Here is a 26,024-nt window from a genome sequence, read left to right as displayed (position 1 = left end):
CGAAGTGACACCGATCCGTGCGAGACGACGGCCATTCACGCGACCACTAAGGTTGGGGATGTGAGTCCGAGGCCCGTGCGCGCGATGGACGGCGATGAGAAAGTCGACCGGCAGGCGCGGATCCTCGAGGCGGTGCTTCGGCTCCTGTCGCTGCAGGGCATATCCGGGGTCAGCATGCGGGCCGTCGCGCGTGAGGCCGGGGTCTCGTTGGGGCTGGTGAACTACCACTACGAGGACAAGACGAGCCTGATCCGTGCGGCCCTGCACCGCATCGAGGAGCAGGACATCGCGTTGGTCGAGCCGGATCCCACGCTGGAACCGGAAGAGCGGCTGCGTGCCGCGCTGAGGCGGGTGGCCGACCCGGAGTTCCTGACGACGGAGTACCTGTCCCTGCGACTTCAACTCTGGGCGCTCGCCCAGGCACATGAGGACTTCGAGCGCATCAACACGGCGGCTCAGAAACGCTACCGAGCCGGGCTCGCCGCCCTCATCCGTGCGGTCCGTCCCGAGTTGTCGCCCGACGAGTGCGGTAAGCGGGCCGCCGACATCGACGTCATCCAGAACGGCTTGTGGCTCACGGCCCTGCTGGGGCTCGACCGCGCCTCGATCAGCAGGAGCGTCACTCGCTGCGAGGAGATCGCACTCGCCGACTGACTGGTCGCGCGACGGCGAATCTGAACGAACGTCCAGGAATATATTGAACGAACGTTCAGGCACTCGTATGCTCCCACCATGGCACCAGTCACGATGGACGACGTACACCGCGTCGGCACCGGGTACCACGAGGCCCCCGAACGATCGATGTCGCTGCGGTCGGAGACGTACACAGAGCCACCATGGTTCGAGGCCGACGTACGGGCGATCTTCGCCCGCACCTGGCAGTGGATCTGCCACGTGGAGAAGCTCAAGTCGCCGGGCAGCTACGTGTCGGCCACCGTGGCCGGCATGCCGATCGCGATCGTGCGCGATCGTGACGGAGCGCTGCGCGCCTTCTACAACGTCTGCAAGCACCGCGCCCATGAGCTGCTCACGGGCTCCGGCACCACGCGCAACATCGTCTGCCCCTACCACGCGTGGACCTACAGCCTGGACGGTCAGCTGAAGGCGGCTCGTCGCGCCGACCAGATGGAGACCTTCGACAAGGGCGAGATCTGTCTCGACCAGGTGCGGGTGGAGGAGTTCGGGGGATTCGTCTACGTGAACCTGGACCCGGGCGCCGCTCCCCTGGGCGAGCAGGCCGGGGATCTGGCGGCCGACATCGCCAGGTGGGCTCCCGACGTGGCCGGGCTGACCCACGCGAAGCGACTGACCTACGACATCGCCTCCAACTGGAAGAACGTCATCGACAACTTCCTGGAGTGCTACCACTGTCACATCGCCCACAAGGAGTTCGTCGACCTCGTCGACATGGACACCTACGAGGTGAAGACCCACGGCATCTGGTCGAGCCACTTCGCCGAGGCCGGCAAGCAGGAGAACACCGCGTACGACGTCTCGGGTGCGTCGGTCACGCAGCACGCGGTGTGGTGGCTGTGGCCCAACACCTGTCTGCTGCGATACCCCGGTCGCGGCAACTTCATGGTCTTGCAGGTCATTCCGGCCGGTCCCGACCGGACCCTGGAGACCTGGGACTTCTACTTCGAGACGGCCGAGCTCACGGACGCGGAGGTGGAGGCGGCGCGGTACATCGACGAGGTGCTGCAGCAGCAGGACATCTCCATCGTGGAGAGCGTCCAGCGTGGCATGAGCACCCCGGCCTTCGACCAGGGCCGCATCGTCTACGACCCGTCCGGCTCAGGGCTGTCCGAGCACGGCGTGCATCACTTCCACGGTCTCGTCCTCGACGCCTACCGCTCGTGGGTGGAAGGGGCCGCCGCCGAGCGCGATCACGGGGATGCCGTCCCCACGCTCACCGCATAGAGGAACGGCGATGTCGAAGCCCGTCATCATCACCTGCGCACCCACCGGCGGCATTCACACGCCGACGATGTCACCGCACCTGCCGGTGACCCCGGACGAGATCGCCGCCGCGTCCGTCGAGGCCGCCGAAGCAGGGGCGGCGATCATTCACCTCCACGCCCGCGATCCCGAGACCGGCCGGCCCGACCCGCGGCCCGAGCTGTTCCTGGACTTCATGCCGAAGATCAAGGAGGCCTGCGACGCCGTCCTGAACGTCTCGACCGGCGGAGGCCTCGGCATGACCCGCGAGGAGCGGCTTCGGGCCGCCGTCGCGACCTCCCCGGAAATGGCATCGCTGAACGTCGGCTCGCTGAACTTCGGGATCTTCCCGATGCTGCGGAAGCACTCGGACTGGAAGCACGACTGGGAGCCGGCCTTCCTGGAGATGACGCGCGACTTCGTCTTCAAGAACACCTTCGCCGACCTGGAGTACGTCGTGAAGGAGCTCGGCCACGGCCACGGGACCAGGTTCGAGTTCGAGTGCTACGACCTCGGCCACCTCTACAACCTCGCCTGGCTGATCGACCAGGGCTGGATCGAGCCGCCCTTCTTCGTGCAGATGGTCTTCGGTGTGCTCGGCGGCGTCGGTGCGGACCTCGACAACCTCCAGCACATGCACACGGTGGCGGGCCGGCTGTTCGGGGACGACTACGAATGGTCGGTGCTCGCCGCCGGACGCCACCAGATGCCGTTCGCGACGCAGGCCGCCATGCTCGGCGGCAACCTGCGGGTGGGCATGGAGGACAGCCTGTTCATCGGGCCTGGCGAGCTCACGACGTCGAACGCCGACCAGGTACGGAAGATCCGCGGCGTTGTGGAGGCGCTCGGGCATGAGGTCGCCACCCCGGCGCAGGCCCGGGAGCGGCTCGGTCTGAAGGGAGCCGACCATGTCACCTTCTGAGCTGTCACCTTCTGAGCTGTCACCTTCTGAGCGCGTCCCGTCGCCCGTCGAGGTCGCCCGGGTCGCCTCGCTCGGCGGCGGAGTGATCGGCCAGAGCTGGACAGCCCTGTTCCTGGCCGCCGGAAAGACGGTCACGCTGTTCGATCCCGACCCGGCCGCGGAGGGGCGGGTCCGCCGCGCGGTGGAGACGGCGTGGCCGGCCCTGATCGAGCTCGGTCTGACGACCCGGGCCGAGCCGGAAGGCGAACTGCTCGTGTGCGCCGACGCGCGTACGGCGGTGGCGGACGCCCAGTTCGTCCAGGAGAGCGTGCCCGAGCGGATCGAGCTCAAGCACCGGCTGTACGCCGAGATCGAACCCGCCCTCGCCGAGGATGCCATCGTGGCGTCGTCGGCATCCGGCCTGACCCTCACCGAGCTGCAGGCCGGCTGGGAGCGTCCGGACCGGCTCGTTCTCGGTCACCCGTTCAACCCGCCGCATCTGATCCCCCTCGTCGAGGTCATGGGCAACGAGCAGACCGGCGACGGCGTGGTCGACCGGGCCCGTGACTTCTACGAGTCCGTCGGCAAGGTGACGATCGAGGTCAAGCGGGAAGTCCCGGGCCACGTCGCCAACCGGCTGCAGGCCGCCCTGTGGCGAGAGGTCATCCACCTCGTCAACGAGGGCGTGGCATCCGTGGACGACATCGACACCGCCATCTCCTCCGGGCCGGGCCTGCGCTGGGCCGCCTGGGGCCCGACGACGCTGTTCCACCTCGGCGCCGGCGAGGGAGGCATCGCCGCCTTCTGCGAGCGGTACGCCGACAGCTTCAACCGCTGGTGGGACGACCTGGGGCACCCACATCTGGACGAGGCCACCGCGGCCCGGCTGGCCGACGGACTGGCGGCCACCAGGTCCGGTGACCTCGATGCCCTGGCCGCGCAGCGCGACGCCATGATCGTGTCGGCCATCCTGGCGGCCGGCCGCGTGAAAGGAGCCATGCCATCGCAGGCGTAGCCCTCGACCACACGTCGTTCGCCGTCCATGACGCGATGAGCTGGGCACGGCGGCTACGGCGCGAGCTGGGCGCGACCCCGATCTTCGGTGAGCGGCTCGCGCAGTTCGGGTACCTGCTGCTCCACGTCGGCACCGCCGACGACGGCGCGAGATTGGAGCTGCTGGAGCCAAGAGGCGAGGGATTTCTCACCCGCTTCCTGGACGCTCGCGGTGAGGGTCCGCATCACATCACCTTCGTCGTACCGGACCTGCGCGCGATGGTGGCGCACGCCCGCGCGCTCGGCCTGACCGTCGTCGGCGAGGACTACGACCACCCGCCGTGGCGCGAGGCGTTCATCGCGCCCGACGCGAGGCACGGTGTCGTCATCCAGCTCGCCCAGTCCGACCGGAGCTACCCGCCCGTCGACGAGCTGGTGTCGACTCGTACCCGTGACATCGACAACCTTCCCAGCTCCCGGGGAGCCACCGAGCCACTGTGGTGGACCCCGCTGTGGGAGACCGCACCGGGAGCGGTCGCACGGCTGGGGACCACGCACCTGGCGTCGACGGACCTCGAGTTCTCCCGGCTCGTCTTCGGGGACCTGCTCGGGGCTCAGGTGTCCGAAGACGACTCTGCGTTGGACCTGTCGTGGCCCGGCGGATCCGTCCGGGTGCACGCCTCGGCCCGCCCGGGCGTGACCGGAATGAGCCTGCGCGGCGGTCCCGCCGGCGGCGTCGGGATCGGTCCCGCCCGGCTGGGCGCGGAGGTGACGCACATCATGAACTGCCCTGAGCAGGAGTGACCGGAAGAACTCGAGCGTCGAGGGATGAATAGCCGGCCTTCACTACAGGTGAGGACGATCGTGTCCTGGCCGGCATGAACGTCAACGTCGGGGGTGTCGCCGAGCCGATCAAGGAACTGATCCGAGCCCGCACATGAACTACGGTGCTGCGCGTGCCTTTCATTCGTAGTGGGTGCGGCAGGCGACGATCTGGACGGTGTCGGCTTCGATGGCGTAGACGATGCGGTGTTCGGTGGTGAGGCGGCGTGACCAGAAACCCGACAGGTTCTGCCGGAGGGGTTCGGGCTTGCCGATGCCTTCATAACCGTTGCGGCAGATGTCTTCGATCAGTCGGTTCAGCCGTTTGAGGGTTGCGCGGTCGTTCTGCTGCCACCAGAGGTAGTCGTCCCAGGCCTCCGGCGTGAAGAGGATCTTCACTCGGTTTCCTGGTCGTCGTCTTCGATGAGTTCACGAGGTTGGGCCTGGCCGCCGCGCAGGCTTTGGATGGACGCGGCGAGGTGACGGGCGTTGGCGGGAATGCCGAGGAGGAACGCCGTCTCCTTCAGGGACTCGTACTCGCGCAGACTGATCACGACGGCGGGCTCGCGGTTGGGCCGGGTCACCACGATCTCGTCGAGATCTTCGGTGACGCGGTCCAGGGCCGCTGCCAGGTTCGAGCGGAACTCGCTCGCGGACATCGGGTGCATCGTATCCTCCCTGTCCCTGGAGTGTACGTAATCACGTACATCAGTAGCAAGGTTGCCGTGCGGGCGCGCCGAAAGATCTCCATCCTGAGCGGGGAGAAAACTGGAGAACCGTCACCGATCACCGGTAAACCACGTACCGAAGTCGACATGACGTGATCTCACGTGTCTCGCCGTTTACCGGCCCGGTGGGAACTTACAGGAGGACGGAACCACGGCGTACAGTCTCCGCCTCTTCGCCGGCGTTGCGGTGCCGTGAGCTCGGCGGGCGTGGTTCCCTCGTGCACCCTCAAGAAATGAAGCGGTAGCCCATTCCGGGTTCGGTGATCAGATGTGCCGGGTGCGCGGGGTCTTTCTCCAGTTTGCGTCGTAGCTGCGCCATGTACTGGCGCAGGTAGTGCGTCTCCTTGACGAATCCCTGGCCCCATACTTCGGCCAGCAGTTGCCGTTGGCTGACGAGTTTGCCGGGGTTGCGCAGGAGGATCTCCAGGATGTGCCACTCGGTGGGGGTCAGTCGTACCCCGCCGGAGATCGTTTTGCCGGCCAGGTCGACCATGTGTTCGCCGACCTGGACCCGGGCGAGCTCCGCCTCCTGGATGGTGGCGCGGCGGGTGACGGCCCGGACGCGGGCGAGCAGCTCGTCGATGCCGAAGGGCTTGGTCACGTAGTCGTCGGCGCCGGCGTCCAGCGCCTCCACCTTGTCGCGGTTCCCGGTCCGCCCGGTCAGCACGATGATCGGTACGTTGGTCCAGCCGCGCAGGCCGTGGATGACGTCGAGGCCGTCGATGTCGGGCAGCCCGAGGTCGAGCAGGACCAGGTCGGGATGCCAGTCCGCGGCCGATCGCAGGGCGGATCCACCGTCGGGGGCCGTGGCGACCTCGTAGTTGCGGGCGGCCAGGTTGATCCGGAGTGCACGCAGGATCTGGGGTTCGTCGTCGACGATGAGGACGCGGGTCACGGCGAGGCCTGGACGCCATGGGCGGCATCGTGGGAGCGGCCCGGGAAGAGGGGCAGCGTTAAGATCATGGTGAGGCCTCCTCCTGGTGTCTCGTCGGGGACCAGTGTGCCGCCCATCGCTTCGGCCAGGCCTCTGGACAGGGCCAGTCCCAGGCCGACGCCGGAGTGGTTGTCGCGGTCGCCGAGGCGTTGGAAGGGCATGAAGACGCGGTCGTAGGCCTCGTGCGGGATGCCGGGCCCGCGGTCGATGACCCGGATCTCGGCGTGGCCGCCGTACACGCTGGCGGTGACTAGCGCTTTGTCGCCCAGCGGGTTGTAGCGGACGGCGTTCGACATGAGGTTGACCAGCACTCGTTCCAGCAGGGCCGGGTCGGCGATCACCTCGGGGAGGTCCATGGGGATGTCGGCCTTGATGTGGCCGCTGAGCGGTCCGAGGTCGTCGATCGCTCTGGGCGTGATCTCCTCCAGCGCCAGCGGTTGCAGGGCCAGGCCGAGCACCCCGGCCTGCAGGCGGCTCATGTCGAGCAGGTTGGCGACCAGCCGGTCCAGCTTGGCCAGTGATTCCTCAGCGGTGGCGAGCAGTTCCTTCCTGTCCTCCTCCGACCAGTCGACGTCGGTCATGCGCAGGCTCTCCACGGCGGCCTTCGCGGAGGCCAGCGGGGTGCGCAGGTCGTGGCTGACGGCGGCCAGCAGGGCGGTGCGCATCTTGTCGGCCTCGGCCAGCGGCCGGGCCTGCTCGGCCGCCTTCTCCAGCCGTTCCTGTCGTAGCGCCACGGCGATCTCGGCGGCGAACGCCTCGATCACCCGGCGGTCGGAGGCGTCCAGCAGCTGTCCGCGGGCGGCGAGGACGAGGTCGTCGTCGATGTTCACATCCGTGTCCGCGACGCCGGGGCAGGTGCACGGGGGTCCGCCGGAGGTGGCGACGAGCCGCCACACGTTCGGGTCGGAGCGTTCGTCCGGCCCGGCCTCGGGGCGCCGTTCCAGCAGTGTGACCGACTCCAGCGCGAACGTCTCGCGCACCCGCGCCAGCAGCGACGGCACCGCCGCCTCCCCCCGCAGCACGTGCCCGGCGAGGGTGGACAGGATCTCCGCGTCCGCTCCGGCGCGTGCCGCCTCCCGGGTACGGCGGGCGGCGAGGTCGACGATCGTGCTCACCGCGGCGGCGACGAGCACGAAGACGACCAGCGCGAAGAGGTTCTCCGGATTGGAGATCGTGAACTCGCCGATGGGCGGCGTGAGGAAGTAGTTGAGCAGCAGTGACCCGCCGACCGCCGCTGTGATCGCCGGCCACATGCCGCCGATCAGGGCCACGCCCACGACCGTGGTGAGGAACAGCAGGATGAAGCTCGGCAGCGCCAGCGTGTCACGGAACGGCACCAGCGCGGCGGTGAGCGCCGACAGCACGGCGACGGCGACGGCCCAGCCGGTGAGCCGCCGGGTCCGGGTGAGCGCCGCGCGTGACCTGGACGAGCGATGGCGCCCCCGCATGACCTCATCGTGGGTGATCATGTGGACGTCGATGGCTCCGGAGCGCGCGATGGTCTCGACGCCCACCCCTCTGCTGAAGATCTGGGCGACCCGGCCCCGACGGGACGCGCCGAGCACGAGTTGGGTGGCGTTGACGCCCCGGGCGAACTCGAGCAGCGCCTGCGGCACGTCGTCGCCCACGACCTGGTGGTAGGTGCCGCCGAGGCTTTCCACGAGCGCCCGCTGGCGGGTCAGCAGCGCCGGGTCCCCGCCCAGCAGGCCGTCACCCCCGGTGACGTGGACGGCGAGCAGGTCGGCGCCTTTGGTCCTGGCCGCGATGCGGACGGCCCGCCGGATCAGGGTGTTCCCCTCGGGTCCTCCGGTCAGCGCGACGACGACCCGCTCTCTGGCCTCCCAGGGTGTGGAGATGCCTTGCTCGGCCCGATAGCGGTCGAGCTGGTCGTCGACCTTTCCGGCGACCCACAGCAACGCGAGCTCGCGCAGCGCGGTCAGGTTGCCGACGCGGAAGTAGTTGGCCAGCGCCGCGTCCACTTTCTCCGGGGGGTAGACGTTGCCGTGGGCCATCCGGCGGCGCAGCGCCTCGGGAGACATGTCGACCAGTTCCACCTGGTCGGCCCGCCGGACCACCTCGTCCGGGACGGTCTCCCGCTGCGGAATGCCGGTGATCTGCTCGACGACGTCGTTGACCGACTCCAGGTGCTGGATGTTGACGGTGGAGATCACATCGATCCCCGCGTCGAGGATCTCCTCGATGTCCTGCCAGCGCTTGGCGTTGCGCGATCCCGGCACGTTGGTGTGCGCGAGCTCGTCGACCAGGGCCACCTGTGGTCGCCGCGCGATGACGGCCTCGGTGTCCATCTCGGTGAAGGCCGCCCCCCGGTAGCGCACCGTCTTGCGGGGAACCGCCTCCAGTCCTTCCAGCGACTCGGCGGTGCGAGGGCGGTCGTGGGTCTCGACCAGGCCCACGACCACGTCCGTTCCCCGCCCGTGGCGGCGGCGGCCCTCGCTGAGCATCGCGTACGTCTTGCCGACCCCCGGAGCCGCGCCGAGGTAGATCCGCAGCCGCCCGCGTGGCATCGCCGATCACCCCTCCTTGCCGGCCAGTTGATCGAAGGCCCCGTTGTCCAGGGCCCCGTTGTCCAGGGCGAGGTTGAGCTCCAGGACGTTGACGGCGGGTTCTCCCATCACGCCGAGCGCCCGTCCGGTGGTGTGCCCGCGGATGAGCGCCTTGACCGTGCCCAGGTCGAGCCCCCGCTCCCTGGCGACGCGAGGGGCCTGCAGTTCGGCGTAGGCCACCGAGATGTGCGGGTCGAGGCCGGATCCGCTGGCGGTGACCGCGTCGGCGGGCACCTGCACCCTGCTCACGTTCCCCCTCACGGCGACCGTACGGCCGGGCGAGTAATCCTCGTTCGGCTTCCCGCACTCGACCCTAACGCCCTGGTAGACGGCGATGAAAGGGGTCGCGGGGCAGGCCTGGTTGACGCTGACCACGCGGGTGGGGGCGCCGACGGCCGGGAAGACCTTCAGCACCGCGCCGACTCCGTCGGCCGTGCAGTACGGCCGGGCGCCGCTGACCCCTTCGAGCTCGCCGACGGCCTTGGAGCGGGCGCAGACCCGGGTCAGCAGCGACTGCCTGCCGGGGAGGTCGACGACGTCCTCGGGGCCGCGGTTGCTCGCCGACGTGGACAGCGGGTCGTACCCCTCCCCGGCCGCCGAAGGACGGCTCTGGAAGTACTTCCTGATCGCGTTGCCGCCCTCGTCGGTGAAGGACTGGCCGATCAGCGCGCTGCCGACGTCCTGGCCGTTCCGCTGCACCAGCGAGCCGTTGGCCTTGTCGTGGAACACGGCTTGGGCGACGCCCGTGACGGCCAGCGGGTACAACCCGCCCAGGAGCAGGGTGAGTACGGCGACGGCTCTGATCGCCGCGATGTGCCGGCGCAGCCAGCCGGGCAGGCGTTCCATCATGACATCCCGGGAAGGAACCGGACCAGAAGGTCGATGATCTTGATGCCGATGAACGGCACGATGATGCCGCCCAGGCCGTAGCGGTACAGGTTGCGCGACAGCAGTGCGGAGGCGCTGGAGGGCCGGTATCCGACGCCCCGCAGGGCGAGCGGGATCAGTGCGACGATCACCAGCGCGTTGAAGACGACCGCGGACAGGATCGCCGACTGTGGGCTGGTCAGGCGCATGATGTTGAGCGTGTCCAGGCCGGGGTAGATCGCCGCGAAGATCGCCGGAATGATCGCGAAGTACTTGGCGATGTCGTTGGCGATCGAGAAGGTGGTCAGCGCCCCGCGGGTGATCAGCAACTGCTTGCCGATCTCGACGATCTCGATGAGCTTGGTCGGGTTGGAGTCCAGGTCGACCATGTTGCCCGCCTCTTTGGCGGCGGACGTGCCGGTGTTCATCGCCACGCCCACGTCCGCCTGGGCCAGCGCGGGGGCGTCGTTGGTGCCGTCGCCGGTCATGGCGACCAGCCGGCCGCCCTCCTGCTCCTTCTTGATCAGGGCGAGCTTGTCCTCGGGCGTGGCCTCGGCCAGGAAGTCGTCCACCCCGGCCTCCTCGGCGATGGTCTTGGCGGTCAGTGGGTTGTCCCCGGTGATCATGATGGTGCGGATGCCCATGCGGCGCATCTCGGCGAACCGCTCACGCATGCCCTGCTTGACCACATCCTTGAGGTGGATCACGCCGAGGACTCGGGCTCTGCCCCGGGTGACCTCGCCCACGACGAGGGGAGTGCCGCCGCCGGCCGAGACGCCGTCGACGAGGTGGCCCACCTCGCTCGTGGGGTGGCCGCCGTGGTCGCGGACCCACGTCATGACGGCCGCGGCGGCGCCCTTGCGGATCAGCCGTCCGTCCACGTCCACCCCCGACATGCGGGTCTGGGCGGTGAAGGCGACCCATTCGGCGTGGGCGAGCTCGCCCGGCTGCCGCTCGCGCAGGCCGTACGCCTCCTTGGCGTAGACGACGATCGAGCGGCCCTCGGGAGTCTCGTCGGCCAGGCTGGCGAGTTGGGCCGCCTCGGCCATCTCCCGCTCGGCGACGCCGTCGACCGGGACGAACTGCGCGGCCTGCCGGTTGCCGAGGGTGATCGTTCCGGTCTTGTCCAGCAGCAGCGTGTTCACATCACCCGCGGCCTCGACCGCCCGGCCGCTCAGCGCCAGCACGTTGCGCTGCACGAGGCGGTCCATCCCCGCGATGCCGATGGCCGACAGCAGCGCGCCGATCGTCGTCGGGATGAGACAGACCACCAGCGACGCCAGCACGACACCGGTCACGCCCTCGGCGTTCAGCGCCGGCGAATCGGGGATTCCGGGGTTCGCGGCCTTGGAGTAGATCGCCAGCGGCTGCATGGCCGCCACCGCGACCAGGAAAATGATCGTGAGGGCGGCCAGCAGGATGTTCAGCGCTACCTCGTTGGGCGTCTTCTGCCGGTCGGCGCCCTCCACCAGGGCGATCATCTTGTCGATGAAGCTCTCCCCGGGCTGCTGCGTGATCCGCACGATGATCCGGTCCGACAGGACCTTGGTGCCGCCGGTGACCGCGCAGCGGTCGCCGCCGGATTCGCGGATCACCGGGGCGGACTCGCCGGTGATGGCCGACTCGTCCACCGAGGCGATGCCCTCGACCACGTCGCCGTCACCGGGGATGATCTCCCCGGCCTCGACGATCACATGGTCACCCTGGCGAAGCTCGGTGGCGTTGATCGTCTCCCAGTGGCCAGGGTCGGCCGGGTCGGCGAGCCGCCTGGCGACGGTGTCGCGCTTGGCGGCCCGCAGCGTGGCGGCCTGCGCCTTGCCCCGGCCCTCGGCCACCGCCTCGGCCAGGTTGGCGAACAGCACGGTCAGCCACAGCCACGCCATGATCGCCCAGGCGAAGAACGACGGACTCGCGATCGCCAGGACTGTGGTGAACACCGCGCCGATCTCCACGATCAGCATCACCGGGTTGCGCCACAGCGTGCCCGGGTTCAGCTTCTTGACGGCGCCGGGCAGCGACCTGACCAGTTGGCGGGGGTCGAGCAAGCCGCCGCCGCCCCTGCCGTTCTCAGGGCTGTTCTTGGGTGACATGTTCAGGAGAGTCCTTCCGCGAGCGGCCCGAGCGCGAGGGCGGGCAGGAAGGTGAGGGCCACGAGGATCAGCGTCACGCCGACCACCATCCCGACGAACTGCGGGCGGTGGGTGGGCAGCGTGCCGGTCGACTCAGGGATGGGGGCCTGCCTCGCCAGTGAGCCGGCCAGGCCGAGCACGAAGATCATCGGCAGGAAACGGCCGAGAACCATGCACAGGCCGAGCGCCACGTCATACCAGGGGGTGTTCGCCGTCAGCCCGGCGAAGGCCGAACCGTTGTTGTTCGACGCGCTGGTGAAGGCGTAGAGAACCTCCGACAGGCCGTGCGCCCCGCCGTTGCCCATGCTCGCCCGCTGCTCGGGGGAGCCCATGGCGACAGCCGTACCGGTCAGCACCAGGATCGGCGTGACCAGGAAATAGAGCGAGGCGAGCTTGATCTCCCGGGAGCCGATCCGCTTGCCGAGATACTCGGGGGTGCGGCCGACCATCAGCCCGGCCACGAAGACCGTGATCACGGCCAGGACGAGCATGCCGTACAGGCCCGATCCCACTCCGCCGGGTGCGACCTCGCCGAGCATCATGTTGACCGTGGTCATCATGCCGCCGAGCGGTGTGTAGGAGTCATGGAAAGAGTTCACGGCGCCGGTGCTGGTGAGCGTTGTCGCCGCGGCGAAGGTCGCCGAATTGGCCACGCCGAACCGGACCTCCTTGCCCTCCAGCGCCGCCCCGACGGCCTGCGGCACCGTGCCACTCGCCGAGAGCTCGAAGAAGCTGATCAACGCCACGCTCGCCAGAGCCAGCACGGCCATCACCGCGACGATCGCGCCCCCCTGCCGAACCTGGCCGACCATCCGCCCGAAGGTACGCGGCAGCGAGAACGGGATCACCAGAATCGCGAAGATCTCGACCCAGTTGGTCCAGCTCGTCGGGTTCTCAAAGGGGTGTGAGGCGTTGGCGTTGTAGAAACCGCCGCCGTTGGTGCCCAGTTCCTTGATGATCTCCTGGCTGGCCACCGGGCCACCGGTGATGTGCTGGACGCCCCCGGCGAGCGTGGTCACCTCCTGCGGCGAGGCGAGGTTCTGCACCACCCCGCCCGCCACCAGGACGAGCGCGCCGACGAAGGCGAACGGCAGCAGGACGCGGATCGTGCCGCGGACCAGGGTGACCCAGAAGTTGCCGAGCAGGTCGGTCCTGCTGCGGGCGAACCCGCGCACCAGCGCGACAGCCACCGCCATGCCCACCGCCGCAGACACGAAGTTCTGTACGGCAAGGCCGGCCATCTGCACCAGATGGCCCATGGTCGACTCGCCGGAGTAGGCCTGCCAGTTGGTGTTGGTCACGAAGCTGACCGCGGTGTTCCACGCGACGTCGGCGGTGACCGGGCGCATGCCGAGGCTGAGCAGGAGCTTGTCCTGGAGCCGCTGCAGGCCGTACAGGACCAGGATCGAGATCACCGAGAAGGCCAGCACGCTGCGTGCGTAGCCGCCCCACCGCTGCTCGGCATCGGGCCGGACACCGATCAGGCGGTAGATCACACGCTCGACGGCGCTGTGCCGGGTCCCGGTGTAGACCCGGTGCATATAGTCGCCGAGCGGCCGGTGCACCAGGACCAAAGCGATGATCAGCGAAGCGATGAAGGCGATCCCGGCCGCGGTCGTGCCCATCTAGAACCGCTCCGGCAACAGCAAAGCGGCGACCATGAAAGCCACCAGACCCACCGCCACCACCAGACCGGCGGCGTTCACGACGCTCACAGCCGCTCCACCGCCTTCACGACCAACCCCAAGACCACGAAGATCGCGATCGTCAGGGCCACGAAGATGACGTCCGTCATCCCCACTCCTCAACTCCGGAAAGCTGTCTCCTGCCCCTGGGCAGGGGCCGCATGGAGAGCAAAGCCCGGAATTCGCCGCCAGTTGACCGCATTGACGGGTTCCATACGCCTCCGACGGGAATATTGACGCCATCTCTACGGCCGCGCCTGTCACCCGCCGGCGGCATGGCCGGTTCGTCAGGGGAACTGTCGATGACTTACCGAATCCGCAACGCGGCGTCCAGGCGCGCGACGGCTTCAGCCGGGGACAGGCCGTGCTCCTCGGCCACCAGAGCAGCCAGCGACCGCGCTTCCTCGCAGCAGACCGCGCACGCCGACAGGTGAACTCGGAGCTCCTCGCTCATAGACCCAGTTGAATCGACCACCTTGTCGATGGCGGCATCGATCTGTTCGAAGCAGTCGTCGCAGGACAGCCAGGGTTCGGTGGCTGCGATCAGGCGTTCGACGGCCTCCGGGCTCAGCGGTTCACGTTTCGTCATCGGTTCACCTCCTCCGTGGTTTGTGCCGGCAGGAAGCCCTGGGCGGACAGGTGGGCCCGCAGTCGTTTCCGGGCGTCGTGCAACGTCTTGTACAGCGCGCTGCGGTTGGTCCCGAGCCGCTCTGCCAGCACGTCGATCGGTACTTCGTCGACCAGCAACGCGACGGCGATGCGTCGCTGATGCGGTGTCAACACCTGACCGAGTCCGTCTCGTACGGCCTCGGCCAGGTCGCGTCCCTCCGCGTACGCTTCAGGGGAGGCCGCGGTGGCCTCCCGCGGCTCCGCCGCCTCATGCAGTTCGATCTCCCGCCCGTTCCAGGCGGCACGTCTCACCTCGACGCCCGCGTGGAGGATCCCGAACTTGTACGCCCAGGTCGTGAACCGGCTGCGGCCCTCGAACGTGCTCAGCCGCGTCAGGACCGACAACGTCGCCTCGTCTGCCGCCGAATGCACGATCTCCTCCCGGAGGGCCGCGCCGAGTCCGGCCGCATCCGGCATGCGGCTGACCTGATGCCGGGCCGCGCGCAGCATCAACCCGTGCAGACGTGCCACCGCGTTCTCGCGCACCGGCCCGGTCATGGACAGTTGGGTGACCCACTCCTCCCCGGGGGGCGGGTCTTCGGTCCGCGGATCCCCCGGATCGCGGTAGTGGATCATCAATCGGTCCGCCTCACTCACGTCCACCCCTTGGCCGGTCCTTCCGGGTCGTTTCGATCCACGGCAGCAGGCGTCGTTCCTGCCTCGCCACCATGGCATGGACGTCAACCATGCTGTCGGCGGCCAGGCGATGAGCCGAGATCTCGTCGTACCCGGCGGCGACGAGTTGCTCGCGGCGCCATCGCAGCACCCGGCCCCGAGGCTGAGGTCGCGCTGACACCGGGATGCCGCGCAGGTCGTCAACACCGCCCATGTGTGATTAGTGCGTTTCGACCGGCCGTGTCTTACCGGGGGCCGAACAAATTCTTCCGCGCCGACAAGAAGTCGGCGCGAAGCCGGTAAGACCCCGCCGCCGGCCGCCCACTAAGTGTGCATGACCATCCCCCGGGCCGTGCGCGAGCCGGCCACGGCGCGCCTGCCGTTCAGCGACGCGGGCCCTGCAGAAAGGACCACCATGGCCATCCGACACACGGCGAGGAGCCGCGTTTCGGCGGTTTCCCTGATCACGGCGCTGGCGCTGTCCGGCGCCGTGCTCGCGGCCTGCGGCCACGACAACGCGGTCGCGGCAGCGAGCACCAACGACGACGCGAGCACCGGTAACCAGGCGAGCACCGCTCACCATGACGACGCCGGTCACCAGGCCGGTGACCAGGCTGCGCGGGCGGCCCTCTACGCGACGATGCGGACGCTGTGGCACCAGCACATGGAATGGACCTACGCCACGGTGGTCGCATTCGCCGCCGACTCACCCTCGCTCAAGCCCACCATCGACCGCCTCCTGCGCAACCAGGCCGACATCGGCAACGCGGTCGCGCCCCTCTACGGCGACAAGGCCGCCAAGAGCCTCACCAAGCTGCTCACCACCCACATCGAGCAAGCGGTTCCCGTCCTCACCGCCGCCAAGTCCGGCGACAAGGCCGCCCTTGGCAAGGCTGTCAAGGACTGGTACGCCAACGCCCGAGACATCGCGGACTTCCTCGCCACGGCCAACCCTGCCTGGGGACGGCAGGAGATGCGTTCGATGATGAAGACGCACATCACGCAGACCATCGGCTACGCCGGTGACGTCCTCAACGGCAGGTTCGCCGCGGCCATCGCCAAGTACGACAAGGCCGAAAAGCACATGGCGGAGATGGCCGACATGCTCAGTCAGGGCCTCATCACCCAGTTCCCCGGCAAGTTCTGAACCCGCGCCCCAGCGGTGAAGGCGCACCACGCTCGGGAGTCGCGCGATATGGGCCGCGATCCCGGGCGTGGGCCGGCGCCGACGCTCCGCACCGATCCCGCCCCAGGACGATATGAAGGAGAGGACGGTCCCTTGACCACCACCACGCATCAGAAGAAGAGCCAGCGCATTCCCACGCTGGCCGAACCCGGATTCCAGGCATTCTGGGCGCTGCGCCTGGGCTTCGCGGTGCTGCCCATCGTGTTCGGGCTCGACAAGTTCGCGAAGATCCTCACCGGCGACTGGACCCGTTACCTCGCGAACGGGATCAACGACCTCGTCCCCGGTGATGCCGAGACGGCGATGCACCTCGTCGGGGTCACCGAGATCGTCGCCGGTCTCGCCGTGCTGGTCCTGCCGCGGCTCGGGGCGCCCCTGGTCGCCGTGTGGCTCGGGGGCATCATCGTCGACCTGCTCATGGTGGGCGGATACGGCGATGTCGCCCTGCGCGACTTCGGCCTCATGGCCGCCGCACTGGTCCTGACCCGTCTCGCCTGGGCCTACCCCAACGGCCTGCCCAGACAAGCCCCAGGGCGTGGCATTTGACCGCTTGAGGTGCTCACTCGGTGGCATGGAGTACGTCGGCTTCGTCAAGCCAGGAGGCTACGATCAGGTCGTCTTCCGGGGCGACGTCGCCGCACGCGAGTTCATCGCCTTCTGGCTCAAGGACGATCGCGTCCTGGCCGGCATGAACGTCAACATCTGGGATGTCATCGAGCCGATCGAGGAGCTGATCCGCGCACGCACACCCGTCGATCCGCGGGCGCTGGCCGACCCCGACCAACCGCTGGACCACCTCCCGCGCTGACGGGAGAACTGGTCAGCACGCCAGGGGGAGCATGATGATGCCCATGGTCACCAGCGTGGCGGGAACGCCGACGGCGGCGGCGACGGCCATCCATGACAGAGCTCGGGTGTGCAGTGGCCGTGAAACCATGTGAGAAGCCCGCAGCCGGGCGACTCTCAATGCGGCGAACTGGGCGGAGGCCGGGTTGACGGCCAGGGCGCCCGCCGAGCAGGAGGTGATGGCCAGCTTCTGCAGGGCGCTCATCAGGGGCGCTCTGCCGTGGCTTCGCGCCGCGCTGTCGTCGGCGGCCAGTTCCAGCAGGCCGGGGAGCGTGGTGTGGGCGAGCCTGAGCGTCCCCAGCCAGGGGACCGCCGCCCGCAGCGCGTCGACCAGCATGAGCACGAGGTGGTGCCGCTGGCGCAGGTGAGCGCGCTCGTGGGCGAGCACTGCCTCGACTTCCGGGGGGTCAAGTCGCTGGAGGGCGCCGGTGGTCACGACGATCGGCCGCTCACGCGCGGGCAGGCAATAGATCATCGGAAGGGGATGCTCGAGCACCCGGACGTCCGGAACCTCCGCGAGGTCGCCGGCGACGATGTCGAGCATCTCGCGGTGCTCTCGTCTCTCCCGGAGGGTACGGATGACCCGGGGGACGGCCAGCCGGAGAGCCGTGGCTCCGGCGGCGAGCAGGAGCGCCGACGTGAGCGTCGCGACCAGTGAGATCGTGTGCCCGTCTTTCGGCAGGCAGTCGGCGATCCAGTCGATGAGGCGGTGACCGGGACTGGAGGGCCACAGCAGGCCGAGACCGACCAGCCCGGTCAAGGCCAGAGCCGTACCGCCCGCCGCGGCGGACCACAACGCCACGGCCGTTCCGGGAATCCCGGCGGACCAGCGCCCGCGCAGGAGCAGGGGGCCGGCCAGATGCCCGAGCACGAGTACGCACCCGGCCAAGGCGATGCTTGCGGCGATCATTGTGAGTCCTCCACCCGTTTCGGTCCCGGGGTCAGCGTTCTTCCCGGGAACGGGCGGGCGACGGCATGGTTGCGCCGCCCGCCTCCCAGGGCCTACTGCAGAAGCTGCTTCATCTTGGTGATCTCGTCGGACTGACTGGAGATGATGGCATCGGCCAGTTGCTTGGTGACCATTTTGTCCTACCGGGCGTGATCTACTATCTTATGTAGGAGCCCAGAGCCGAAAGCGGAGGAGACGTGCGCGAGTTCGGCAAGCTGGAGGCGGCGGTGATGGACTGCATCTGGTCCCTCGGCCGCCCCGTTTCCGTCCGCGACGTCCTGACGGAGCTGCAGAAAGGCCGCGACCTCGCGTACACCACCGTGATGACGGTGATGGACACGTTGCACAACAAAGGCTGGCTACGGCGACGGATGGAAGGCCGGGCGTACAGCTACGAGGCCGTGGCGTCCCGTGAGGCGTACACCGCCCGATTGATGCGCGGGGCGCTCGCCACGAGCACCAATCAGGCGGCCGCGTTCGTGCACTTCCTCGCAGAGCTCACCCCGGCCGAGGCCGAGGCGCTCCGCCAGGCTTTGAAGATCGTGCCCCCGGCGTAAGCCCGATCGACCTCAGGCCGGCGCCGTTCGCATCGCTGGCGCAAGCCGTCCTGACCGGTTCAGCCCGTGCAGGGCGAGGGCGCACCCGGCTCCGATCGCGCCGAGCGTCCACCAGGGGAGCCCGTCGATGCCGGCCCGATGACCGGCGTCGATGGCCGCTCCCGTGAGGAGGTTTCCGGCGGCGATGCCGATGCCGGAGAACGTGTTGTACAGGCCGTAGTAGGTCCCGATCATGTCGTCACCGCCCAGCGTCGCGATGGTGGCCATCTCGAACGGATAGACGATCATCGTGGCCAGAGTGAGCAGCGCGGTGGTCGCGAGCACCGAGGTGAGCGCGAGGACCGGCGGGGGCCGCAGCGCCGCGACGGCGGCGAGCGGCAGGAAGGCGAGCCCCATTACCCACAGCCCGCGCACCATCGCCTGCCCGGACGTCCAGCGGGCCTTGGCCCAGGAGGTGACATGCAGCTGCCCGGCGATGGCGAGACCGCCGGAGACCACGAAGAGCAGGGTCACGCCGATCTCGCTCCCACTCACCCTGCGCACCTCGATCGGGAGCCCCAGGTAGATCTGGAAGTTCAGAACATACGACCCGATCATGGCCAGGGAGAACAGCAGGAAAGGCCGGTTGCCGAGCGCTTCGCGCCAGTGGCGCAGCATGTTGCCGCCCGCGTCGGCAAGACTGCCGCGACGGGATGGCAGGGCGCGGGCCTGGGCGATCGCCAGCAGCGCGAAGAGCACCGCCGCCGTGAGGCTGGTCACGCGGAAGGCCAGGCCCGTCAGCAGGAGGCCGATGAGCGGGCCGACGAGGATCCCGAGCTGGTAGAAGACGTTGAAGACGGCGAACGCCTCCACCTTCCGGTCCCCTGCCTCCTGTGAGAGGTAGGCGCGGACGGCGGGGTTGAAGAAGGCGCCGGCCAGGCCGGTGAGGGCCGAGGCCACCACCAGGGCGGGGACCGAGTCGGCCAGGCCGAGCAACGCGAAGCCCACCGTCCTCAGCGCGAGTCCGGTCAGGATCATGGGTTTGTATCCGACGCGGTCGGCGAGGCTGCCGCCGACCAGGAACATGCCCTGCTGGCCCAGGTTGCGCACGCCGAGGATCAGCCCGACGAGCCAGGCGGCCAGGCCGAGCTGGCCGGACAGGTGCCCGGCCAGGTACGGCATCAGCATGTAGAAGCCGATGTTGATGGTGAGCTGGTTCAGCATCAGCAGCTGGATGGGCCGGTTGAACGATCGGACCTGTGTGATGGTCGTCTTCATGCGAGCGGGTCCACCACTTCCGTGCAGCGGGTCCAGCGCGTGACCTCGCGCTCGGCCGTGTGCCGCAGCTCGTCGGGGTACGGCTTGGGCGCAGAGTCGAGCAGCCCGTGCCGTCGGCAGTACTCGTCGTTGTAGACGGTGTCGAAGTAGCGCTGCGGGCCGTCGGGGAAGACGGCCGCGATCCGGACGCCGCTCCCGCGGGTGGCCGCCAACCAGGAGGCCACGAGAGCGACGGCTCCGACGCTCCATCCGCCCGTGGCGTACCGGCCTCGGGCCAGCCGACGGCAGGCCCACACAGCCTCCGCGGGCGCGACCCAGTGGACCTCGTCGAACGCGTCATAGGCCACGTTGCGCGGGTGGATGCTGCTGCCGAGGCCCCGCATGAGCCGGGAACGGGCGGGCTGCCCGAAGATCGTCGAACCGATGGTGTCGACCCCCACCAGACGCATGAACGGGAACAGGCGACGCAGCACGCGGGACACCCCAGCGCTGTGCCCGCCCGTGCCGACGCTGCAGACGAGCACATCGACCCGGCCGAGCTGATAGGCGATCTCCAGAGCCAGGCTCTCGTAGCCGGCGACGTTGTCGGGATTGTTGTACTGGTCGGGGCAGTAGGCGTGAGGATGCTCCTTGAGCAGCTCGGCCACGCGGTGGCGGCGCGCCTCCTGCCAGCCGCCGGTGGGATGAGGCTCCTCCACCACGTGGACGCCCGCCCCGTAGGCGGTCAGCAGCCGGAGCATCATCGGCTCCATACCGGGATCGGTGACCAGCTCGACCGGGTGCCCGTAGACCATGCCGGCGAGTGCCAGGCCCAGGCCGAGCGTCCCGCTGGTCGACTCGATGATCGGTTCTCCCGGGGTCAGTTCGCCGCGTTCCCGCGCCTGGTCGATCATGTGGAGGGCGGGCCGGTCCTTGATCCCGCCGGGGTTGAAGCCTTCGAGTTTGGCCCAGAACCCTCGCTGTGACCCCTTCCAGATCTCCGGGATCCACAGGGATGGTGTGTTTCCGACCAATTCGCTCTGCGTTGGGCAGGTTGACGCGGCCACCCACTGCCTGGGCATGGCAATGCCGGGGGCCGAGCGCACGTCACGCACGCTGATTGTTTCCATTTGTCTTCCCCGTAGCGACGTAACAGGACAGATCGCACAGGGCATGGCGGTACGCCGAAAAGCGTATTAAGGGCGACGTTCAGTCTGGAACTCTACGAATTCCCGTCGTGGATCTCACGATCGGAATGGTGCCCGCGCAGGTGCTCTTCCGGTACGGCCATGCCAAACGGGGTTTACGTCCGCGACATGCAGAGGACTGTCAGCAGGCCCATTCCGGCCAACGGGACGGGCCGCCGTGACGAACCGGCACAGCGGACGAACGGGCGGAACGGGTCGGCACGCAGAAGAATCCGGCCGATGAACAACAGGCCGAGCAGCGGGAAACCGGCCGACCAAGGGTTCGCGTCCTGGGAAAACGCCGCCTGGTTCCCGCAGTCCACCTCGTGATCGTGCTGCGGTCCTCCAGGATGGTGATCAGCCGCTGCTGCGACCGCTCCGGGCGCTTCGATCCCGGAATGATGATCTACGGCACAAAAAAGGAAATGCAACATGATGATCGCACTCAGTCCGGCGAGGCACAGGGAAGCCAGCCTCCGCACGTCTGTGCTCCTCGCGGGCCCGTTGACAATCACAGCTACAAGATAGAGGGAGTCGGCCCATGAATGGTGCTACGTCGGGCAATGGTGATGCAAATCATCTGCCTTGTCCATTCTGGAGCGGATTGAGATAGGGAAAACCAAATCAGCGGTTATGGCAGGAAACAATGGGATGATATAGTCCCGGACTCCTAATCTCTGTCCCCAGCCAGGGATTTGCCGCCGAGGGCTGTGCAGTCCGGTGCGCGTGACGTCGGCGAGTCGGTGGACCGCGGCCTCGGATGGCCGGGTGGCGGCGGCGGTGAGGGCGTGCAGGCAGTAGCTCGCGAGTTCGTCGGGCGCGACGTCAGGAGGAGCGCAGGCGGCCAGGTGATCGCCCAAGATGAGCAGGGCCACGGCGTCCAGCGCGGCACGGGTGGGGCGAGCTGGTCGAGGATGTCGATGTCGCGGCGGCCGGCTTCGTACATGCGCAGTACCCCGGCCAGTTGCCCGCCGGCTCGCCGGAGCCGGTTGGCTACGTTGTCGTGGCTCCGCGCCCACTGGGTGATGCGACGGGGCGGACGATGAGACAGAGCAGACGGTGCTGCCCCGAGCCGCGGCGTTCGTTGTCCACAGGGTCCCACAGGCCGGCCACCGGGGCCGGTGAAGCTTTCTAGGATGGCGCGGTGTCTGAGAACGGTCGCGAGGGGAGTCCCGAGGTGAGCGCTGGAACCGGCTCTGCGGAGAGTCTTTTGTCGGGCCTGGACGGGCCGGAGCCGGAGGCGATCGCGGCGGCGGCCCCGGACCCGGACGAGACGCGGCACGTGCTGCGCCGCGTCTTCGGCTACGAGTCCTTCCGGCCCGGCCAGCAGGAGATCATCGACCATGTGGTGGCCGGTGGCGACGCGCTGGTGCTGATGCCCACCGGCGGCGGTAAATCGCTGTGCTACCAGATCCCGGCCCTCGTGCGTAAGGGCACCGGAGTGGTGATCTCCCCGCTCATCGCGCTGATGCAGGACCAGGTGGACGCGCTGCGCGCGCTCGGCGTGCGGGCCTGGTTCCTCAACTCGACGCAGGACATGGAGGAGCAGCGGCTGGTCGAGGCCGCGTTCGTCGCCGGCGAGTTGGACCTGCTCTACCTGGCGCCGGAGCGGCTGCGCACCGAGGCCACCGCGCGACTGCTGGACCGCGGCTCGATCTCCGTTTTCGCCATCGACGAGGCGCACTGCGTGGCCCAGTGGGGGCACGACTTCCGGCCCGACTACCTTGCGCTGTCCGCGCTGCACGAGCGTTGGCCGGACGTGCCGCGGATCGCGCTGACCGCGACCGCCACCCCGGCCACCCACGCCGAGATCGCCGAGCGATTGAACCTCGGGCGGGCCAGGCACTTCGTGGCCGGCTTCGACCGGCCCAACATCCAGTATCGGATCGTGCCGAAGAACGAGCCCCGACGGCAGCTGCTCGGCCTGCTGCGTGGAGAGCATGCCGGCGACGCGGGCATCGTCTACTGCCTGTCCCGGGCCTCGGTGGAGAAGACCGCCGAGTTCCTCAGTGCGAACGGCTTTACCGCGTTGCCGTACCACGCCGGGCTGGACCCGGCCATCCGGGCCGACAACCAGGCCCGTTTCCTGCGCGAGGACGGCGTGGTCATGGTCGCCACCATCGCGTTCGGCATGGGCATCGACAAGCCGGACGTGCGTTTCGTGGTCCACCTCGACCTGCCCAAGTCGATCGAGGGCTACTACCAGGAGACCGGCAGGGCCGGGCGGGACGGTCTTCCGTCCACCGCATGGCTGGCCTACGGCCTGCCCGACGTCGTCCAGCACCGCAAGCTGATCGACATTTCCGAGGGCGACGACGTGCACCGGCGGCGGTCAGCCGCCCACCTCGATGCCATGCTCGCGCTCTGCGAGACGGTCGAGTGCCGTCGGGTGCGGTTGCTCGCCTACTTCGGGCAGAGCGGCGAACCCTGCGGCAACTGCGACACCTGCCTGTCCCCGCCGTCAACCTGGGACGGGACGGTCGCCGCGCAGAAGCTGCTGTCGGCGGTGTACCGGCTGCAGCACGAGCGGCGGCAGAAGTTCGGCGCCGGCCAACTCGTGGACATCCTGCTCGGCCGGAGCACCGCCAAGGTCGTGCAGCACCGGCATGACTCGCTGACCGTGTTCGGCATCGGCACCGAGTTGACCGAGCGGGAGTGGCGCGGTGTGGTGCGTCAGCTGCTCGCCCAGGGGCTGTTGGCGGTCGAGGGTGACTACGGCACGCTGGTGCTCACCGAGGCGAGTGCCGAGGTGCTGGGACGGCGGCGGCAGGTCATGCTGCGCCGCGACCCGGCCCGCCCGGCGGGTTCCCCCGCGGCGAAGGCCGCCGCCAAAACGAAGTCCTCATCCAGTCAGGTCGTGGAGCTCCCCGAGGAGGCCATCCCAGCCTTCGAACGGCTGCGCGGTTGGCGTGCGGCCGCGGCCAGGGAGCAGGGCGTGCCCGCCTACGTCGTCTTCCACGATGCGACGCTGCGCGAGATCGCGGTCAGGACTCCGGCGACGCTGGAGGAGCTGGGCACGGTGAGCGGGGTGGGAGAGAGCAAGCTCGCCAAGTACGGCCAGCAGGTCCTGGATACCCTGGCCGCCCATGAGTGACCTCGCCGCTTCCGAGGTCGTGCAGGTGCCCGGCGGTGACCGGCGAACTACACCAGGCGAAAGATCCCGTGAGCGCCGTGCTCGCTGGGCCGTACGGACATCCGTTCCACCCCTTCGTGGTCACGGTGCCCATCGGGGCGTGGGCGGCGTGCCTGGTCTTCGCCGTTTCTGGCTCAAGGACGATCGTGTCCTGGCCGGCATGAACGTCAACGTCGGGGGTGTCGCCGAGCCGATCAAGGAACTGATCCGAGCCCGCACATGAACTACGGCGCTGCGCGTTGCGCATACGTCGTTCGGCCCGCTTGACATCTACCAGTACGGAGCGGTCCGAATCGCGTCGGCGGCCCGCAGGCGGCGATCAACTCTCAGGGTGAGACTTCGTAGCGGGTGACGATCGCGGCGGCGCGGTCGCGCAGGGCGGCGCGCAACGACCGCGGGGCCAGCGCTTCCGCGTTCGTGCTGAGCTGCCACAGTGCCCATTCGGCGTGTCGTGAATCTTGGAAGGCCACCTCCAGTCGCAGCCAGCCGTCTGCGTCGGGTTCCTCGGCGTGGACGGCCAGCGCGGTGCTCAGCAGGTCCTCCCGCCGCGCCGGGTTCACCCGTACCAGCACGGTGACCTGGTCGCCGTCGGTCCGAAACCGCGTGCTGCGTTCCTGCCAGGCCCGGCCCAGATCGACCCGGTCTGGTCGCTGTGCGGGTTCGGCGAGTTCCTTGGCGGCCAAGACTCGGGACAGCCGGTAGGTGCGATCCGCGCCGGACCTCGTGGCCAGCAAGTAGGCCCGGTCGCGTATGGTGACCAGGCCGATCGGGTCCACCGTGCGCCACTCCGGGGTCTGATCCACAGCCGCGTAGTGGATCTGCAGTCTGTGTCCGGCGAACACCGCGCGCAGGACCTCGGCCGCTATGGCGTCAGGCACCTCCTCGGAGACCAACCGGCGCGAGAGGAGGTCGGTCTCCGGGTCGATGAGCAATCGCTCGGCCGCGCCGGCCGCGGTGTTCCGATAGCTCTCGGGTAGCGCGTCAACCACCTTGAGCATCGCCGAAGCGAGCGCTGAGCCGAGGCCGAATGCCTGCGCGCCACGCCGTGATCCGGCGACCAGCAGGGCAAGGGCCTCGTCGTGGTTCAGTCCGGTGAGTTCGGTCCGGAAACCGGGCAACAACGCGAAGCCGCCGTTTCGGCCGCGTTCGGTGTAGACCGGGACGCCGGCTGCGGACAGCGCCTCGATGTCGCGCAGCACGGTGCGGGTGGACACCTCCAGTTCGCGGGCCAGCGCGGCCGCGGACAGCCGACCGTGCTGCCGCAGCAGGAGCACCAGTGAGACCAACCGGTCGGCGCGCATACGAAAACTCTACCGAAATACACGACACAGGATGTCGTGATTCGTTGGGAGGCTCATTGACGCGACCAGAAAGGTGGCGGCTACCGAGCCGATCGACGTATGTGATGTCGGCGAATCGAATGGAGCAAATGTGGCAATGGAGCGAAAGTCGGTCAACCCGTGGCCGTGGTCGGTGGAGATGGGGTACAACCAGGGTGAGATCGTCTCTGGGCACACCCGGACCCTGTACGTCTCCGGGCAGACCGCGATGAGCGGTGGCGGCAAGCCCCAACACACCGATGACATGGCGGCGCAGTTGGCGCTGAGCCTCGACAACCTGGAGGCCGTGCTCGGCGAGGCCGGCATGTCCATCGCGAACCTCGTCCGGCTCAACGTCTACACCACCGACGTCGATCTGCTCTTCCAACACTACGGCGTGCTGGCGTCCCGTTTGGGCGCCGCCAGGGTGGCGCCGACCACCACGATGCTCGGAGTGACACGGCTGGCGATCCCCGACCTGATGGTCGAACTCGAGGGAACCGCCGTCGCGTGATGCGAGATCGCCGCCTCCGGCAGGGCTGCCGGAGGCGGCACGAGTAGCTCCGCGGTCCCGGGGTCGACGTCCAGGAACGCGAAGCACTCGGCGGCATGCGCGGCGCCGCGTGACCGTCCCGATCAGCGACCGCGAGCAGCACGGCGCGAGCCCCGCTGGCGGCATGGCTGCTCACCACCCACATCGAGTAAGCGGTTCCCGTCCTCACCGCCGCCAAGTCCGGCGACAAGGTCGAGGATCACCTCGCCGCGG

Annotated in this window: 29 protein-coding genes; 12 read left to right on the top strand and 17 right to left on the bottom strand. The window is 68.7% G+C overall.

Going from position 1 to position 26,024, the window contains the following annotated elements; all coding sequences use genetic code 11:
• The first annotated feature begins 60 nt into the window (after positions 1–60).
• From Mth01_RS27195 to Mth01_RS27175, 5 genes are all read left to right on the top strand, one after another.
• The gene (locus Mth01_RS27195) at positions 61–654 is read left to right on the top strand and encodes a TetR/AcrR family transcriptional regulator (protein WP_239090043.1); all 594 of its coding nucleotides are present in this window, start codon (positions 61–63) and stop codon (positions 652–654) included.
• A 78-nt stretch (positions 655–732) separates the two neighbouring features.
• Positions 733–1,920 (top strand): aromatic ring-hydroxylating oxygenase subunit alpha, encoded by a 1,188-nt coding sequence (locus tag Mth01_RS27190; RefSeq protein ID WP_204018809.1) that lies wholly within the window; start codon positions 733–735, stop codon positions 1,918–1,920.
• A 10-nt stretch (positions 1,921–1,930) separates the two neighbouring features.
• Complete coding sequence (locus Mth01_RS27185; RefSeq protein WP_204018808.1) at positions 1,931–2,860, top strand: BKACE family enzyme; 930 nt, start codon at positions 1,931–1,933, stop codon at positions 2,858–2,860.
• Positions 2,847–3,854 carry a 3-hydroxyacyl-CoA dehydrogenase NAD-binding domain-containing protein gene (locus tag Mth01_RS27180; protein ID WP_204018807.1) on the top strand — a complete coding sequence of 336 codons (1,008 nt, stop codon included), beginning with the start codon at positions 2,847–2,849 and terminating at the stop codon, positions 3,852–3,854. The genes Mth01_RS27185 and Mth01_RS27180 overlap by 14 nt, the downstream gene beginning before the upstream one ends.
• Positions 3,842–4,636 (top strand): VOC family protein, encoded by a 795-nt coding sequence (locus tag Mth01_RS27175; RefSeq protein WP_275409046.1) that lies wholly within the window; start codon positions 3,842–3,844, stop codon positions 4,634–4,636. Before Mth01_RS27180 ends, Mth01_RS27175 begins: the two co-directional genes overlap by 13 nt.
• A gap of 159 nt (positions 4,637–4,795) precedes the next feature.
• Here Mth01_RS27175 and Mth01_RS27170 read toward each other — a convergent pair whose 3' ends face one another.
• From Mth01_RS27170 to Mth01_RS27115, 11 genes are all read right to left on the bottom strand, one after another.
• Positions 4,796–5,053 carry a Txe/YoeB family addiction module toxin gene (locus Mth01_RS27170; RefSeq protein ID WP_204018805.1) on the bottom strand — a complete coding sequence of 86 codons (258 nt, stop codon included), beginning with the start codon at positions 5,051–5,053 and terminating at the stop codon, positions 4,796–4,798.
• Complete coding sequence (locus Mth01_RS27165; protein WP_308440851.1) at positions 5,050–5,313, bottom strand: type II toxin-antitoxin system Phd/YefM family antitoxin; 264 nt, start codon at positions 5,311–5,313, stop codon at positions 5,050–5,052. The genes Mth01_RS27170 and Mth01_RS27165 overlap by 4 nt, the downstream gene beginning before the upstream one ends.
• A gap of 295 nt (positions 5,314–5,608) precedes the next feature.
• Positions 5,609–6,277, bottom strand: a complete 669-nt coding sequence (locus Mth01_RS27160) for a response regulator (RefSeq protein WP_204018804.1) — start codon at positions 6,275–6,277, stop codon at positions 5,609–5,611.
• Positions 6,274–8,841 carry a sensor histidine kinase gene (locus Mth01_RS27155; RefSeq protein WP_204018803.1) on the bottom strand — a complete coding sequence of 856 codons (2,568 nt, stop codon included), beginning with the start codon at positions 8,839–8,841 and terminating at the stop codon, positions 6,274–6,276. Before Mth01_RS27155 ends, Mth01_RS27160 begins: the two co-directional genes overlap by 4 nt.
• Before the next feature lie 6 nt (positions 8,842–8,847).
• Entirely contained in the window at positions 8,848–9,726 is an 879-nt protein-coding gene (locus Mth01_RS30305; RefSeq protein WP_204018802.1) for a potassium-transporting ATPase subunit C, read from the bottom strand.
• The gene (gene kdpB, locus Mth01_RS27145) at positions 9,726–11,837 is read right to left on the bottom strand and encodes a potassium-transporting ATPase subunit KdpB (RefSeq protein ID WP_204018801.1); all 2,112 of its coding nucleotides are present in this window, start codon (positions 11,835–11,837) and stop codon (positions 9,726–9,728) included. The genes Mth01_RS30305 and kdpB overlap by 1 nt, the downstream gene beginning before the upstream one ends.
• Before the next feature lie 2 nt (positions 11,838–11,839).
• Positions 11,840–13,501 carry a potassium-transporting ATPase subunit KdpA gene (gene kdpA / locus Mth01_RS27140; protein WP_204018800.1) on the bottom strand — a complete coding sequence of 554 codons (1,662 nt, stop codon included), beginning with the start codon at positions 13,499–13,501 and terminating at the stop codon, positions 11,840–11,842.
• A complete protein-coding gene (gene kdpF / locus Mth01_RS27135) occupies positions 13,502–13,591 on the bottom strand; it encodes a K(+)-transporting ATPase subunit F (protein ID WP_204018799.1) in 90 nt (29 codons plus the stop codon).
• Positions 13,592–13,868: 277 nt separating this feature from the next.
• Positions 13,869–14,150 (bottom strand): hypothetical protein, encoded by a 282-nt coding sequence (locus tag Mth01_RS27125; RefSeq protein ID WP_204018798.1) that lies wholly within the window; start codon positions 14,148–14,150, stop codon positions 13,869–13,871.
• Positions 14,147–14,827, bottom strand: a complete 681-nt coding sequence (locus Mth01_RS27120; protein ID WP_204018797.1) for an RNA polymerase sigma factor — start codon at positions 14,825–14,827, stop codon at positions 14,147–14,149. Before Mth01_RS27120 ends, Mth01_RS27125 begins: the two co-directional genes overlap by 4 nt.
• Complete coding sequence (locus Mth01_RS27115) at positions 14,820–15,059, bottom strand: hypothetical protein (RefSeq protein ID WP_204018796.1); 240 nt, start codon at positions 15,057–15,059, stop codon at positions 14,820–14,822. The genes Mth01_RS27120 and Mth01_RS27115 overlap by 8 nt, the downstream gene beginning before the upstream one ends.
• A 120-nt stretch (positions 15,060–15,179) precedes the next feature.
• Between Mth01_RS27115 and Mth01_RS27110 the strand changes: the two genes are divergently transcribed.
• The 3 genes from Mth01_RS27110 (at position 15,180) to Mth01_RS27100 (ending at position 16,839) form a co-directional block, all read left to right on the top strand.
• Positions 15,180–15,992, top strand: a complete 813-nt coding sequence (locus Mth01_RS27110; protein WP_204018795.1) for a hypothetical protein — start codon at positions 15,180–15,182, stop codon at positions 15,990–15,992.
• A gap of 132 nt (positions 15,993–16,124) precedes the next feature.
• Positions 16,125–16,577 carry a hypothetical protein gene (locus Mth01_RS27105; RefSeq protein WP_204018794.1) on the top strand — a complete coding sequence of 151 codons (453 nt, stop codon included), beginning with the start codon at positions 16,125–16,127 and terminating at the stop codon, positions 16,575–16,577.
• 25 nt (positions 16,578–16,602) lie between these two features.
• Positions 16,603–16,839, top strand: coding sequence for an oxidoreductase C-terminal domain-containing protein (locus Mth01_RS27100; protein WP_204018793.1), 237 nt, complete (start codon positions 16,603–16,605; stop codon positions 16,837–16,839).
• Between the two features lie 12 nt (positions 16,840–16,851).
• Here the strand turns inward: Mth01_RS27100 and Mth01_RS27095 are convergent, their stop codons facing one another.
• Complete coding sequence (locus tag Mth01_RS27095; RefSeq protein ID WP_204018792.1) at positions 16,852–17,787, bottom strand: M56 family metallopeptidase; 936 nt, start codon at positions 17,785–17,787, stop codon at positions 16,852–16,854.
• A 236-nt stretch (positions 17,788–18,023) separates the two neighbouring features.
• Between Mth01_RS27095 and Mth01_RS27090 the strand changes: the two genes are divergently transcribed.
• A complete protein-coding gene (locus tag Mth01_RS27090; protein WP_204018791.1) occupies positions 18,024–18,383 on the top strand; it encodes a BlaI/MecI/CopY family transcriptional regulator in 360 nt (119 codons plus the stop codon).
• Between the two features lie 12 nt (positions 18,384–18,395).
• Here Mth01_RS27090 and Mth01_RS27085 read toward each other — a convergent pair whose 3' ends face one another.
• From Mth01_RS27085 to Mth01_RS30545, 4 genes are all read right to left on the bottom strand, one after another.
• A complete protein-coding gene (locus tag Mth01_RS27085; RefSeq protein ID WP_204018790.1) occupies positions 18,396–19,640 on the bottom strand; it encodes an MFS transporter in 1,245 nt (414 codons plus the stop codon).
• On the bottom strand, positions 19,637–20,749 hold the full coding sequence (locus tag Mth01_RS27080) for a PLP-dependent cysteine synthase family protein (protein WP_275409044.1): 1,113 nt from the start codon (positions 20,747–20,749) through the stop codon (positions 19,637–19,639). Before Mth01_RS27080 ends, Mth01_RS27085 begins: the two co-directional genes overlap by 4 nt.
• 173 nt (positions 20,750–20,922) lie before the next feature.
• Entirely contained in the window at positions 20,923–21,288 is a 366-nt protein-coding gene (locus Mth01_RS27075; protein ID WP_204018789.1) for a hypothetical protein, read from the bottom strand.
• Positions 21,289–21,476: 188 nt separating this feature from the next.
• Positions 21,477–21,908 (bottom strand): metal-sensitive transcriptional regulator, encoded by a 432-nt coding sequence (locus tag Mth01_RS30545; RefSeq protein WP_275409043.1) that lies wholly within the window; start codon positions 21,906–21,908, stop codon positions 21,477–21,479.
• A gap of 42 nt (positions 21,909–21,950) precedes the next feature.
• Here Mth01_RS30545 and recQ point away from each other — a divergent pair, with 42 nt between their 5' ends.
• Positions 21,951–23,900 carry a DNA helicase RecQ gene (gene recQ, locus Mth01_RS27065; RefSeq protein ID WP_275409042.1) on the top strand — a complete coding sequence of 650 codons (1,950 nt, stop codon included), beginning with the start codon at positions 21,951–21,953 and terminating at the stop codon, positions 23,898–23,900.
• Positions 23,893–24,162 (top strand): hypothetical protein, encoded by a 270-nt coding sequence (locus Mth01_RS27060; protein WP_204018815.1) that lies wholly within the window; start codon positions 23,893–23,895, stop codon positions 24,160–24,162. The genes recQ and Mth01_RS27060 overlap by 8 nt, the downstream gene beginning before the upstream one ends.
• 103 nt (positions 24,163–24,265) lie before the next feature.
• Here Mth01_RS27060 and Mth01_RS27055 read toward each other — a convergent pair whose 3' ends face one another.
• A complete protein-coding gene (locus Mth01_RS27055; RefSeq protein WP_204018788.1) occupies positions 24,266–25,240 on the bottom strand; it encodes a helix-turn-helix transcriptional regulator in 975 nt (324 codons plus the stop codon).
• Between the two features lie 136 nt (positions 25,241–25,376).
• On the opposite strand from Mth01_RS27055, the gene Mth01_RS27050 reads away from it, so the two are divergent.
• Positions 25,377–25,772, top strand: a complete 396-nt coding sequence (locus Mth01_RS27050; protein WP_204018810.1) for a RidA family protein — start codon at positions 25,377–25,379, stop codon at positions 25,770–25,772.
• Positions 25,773–26,024: the final 252 nt, after the last annotated feature.

The organism is Sphaerimonospora thailandensis (genome assembly GCF_016863115.1).
In the GTDB taxonomy this organism is placed as follows: Bacteria; Actinomycetota; Actinomycetes; order Streptosporangiales; family Streptosporangiaceae; genus Sphaerimonospora; species Sphaerimonospora cavernae.
The sequence above is the reverse complement of the archived record's forward strand: the minus strand, read 5'-3'. Positions and strand labels throughout refer to the sequence as shown.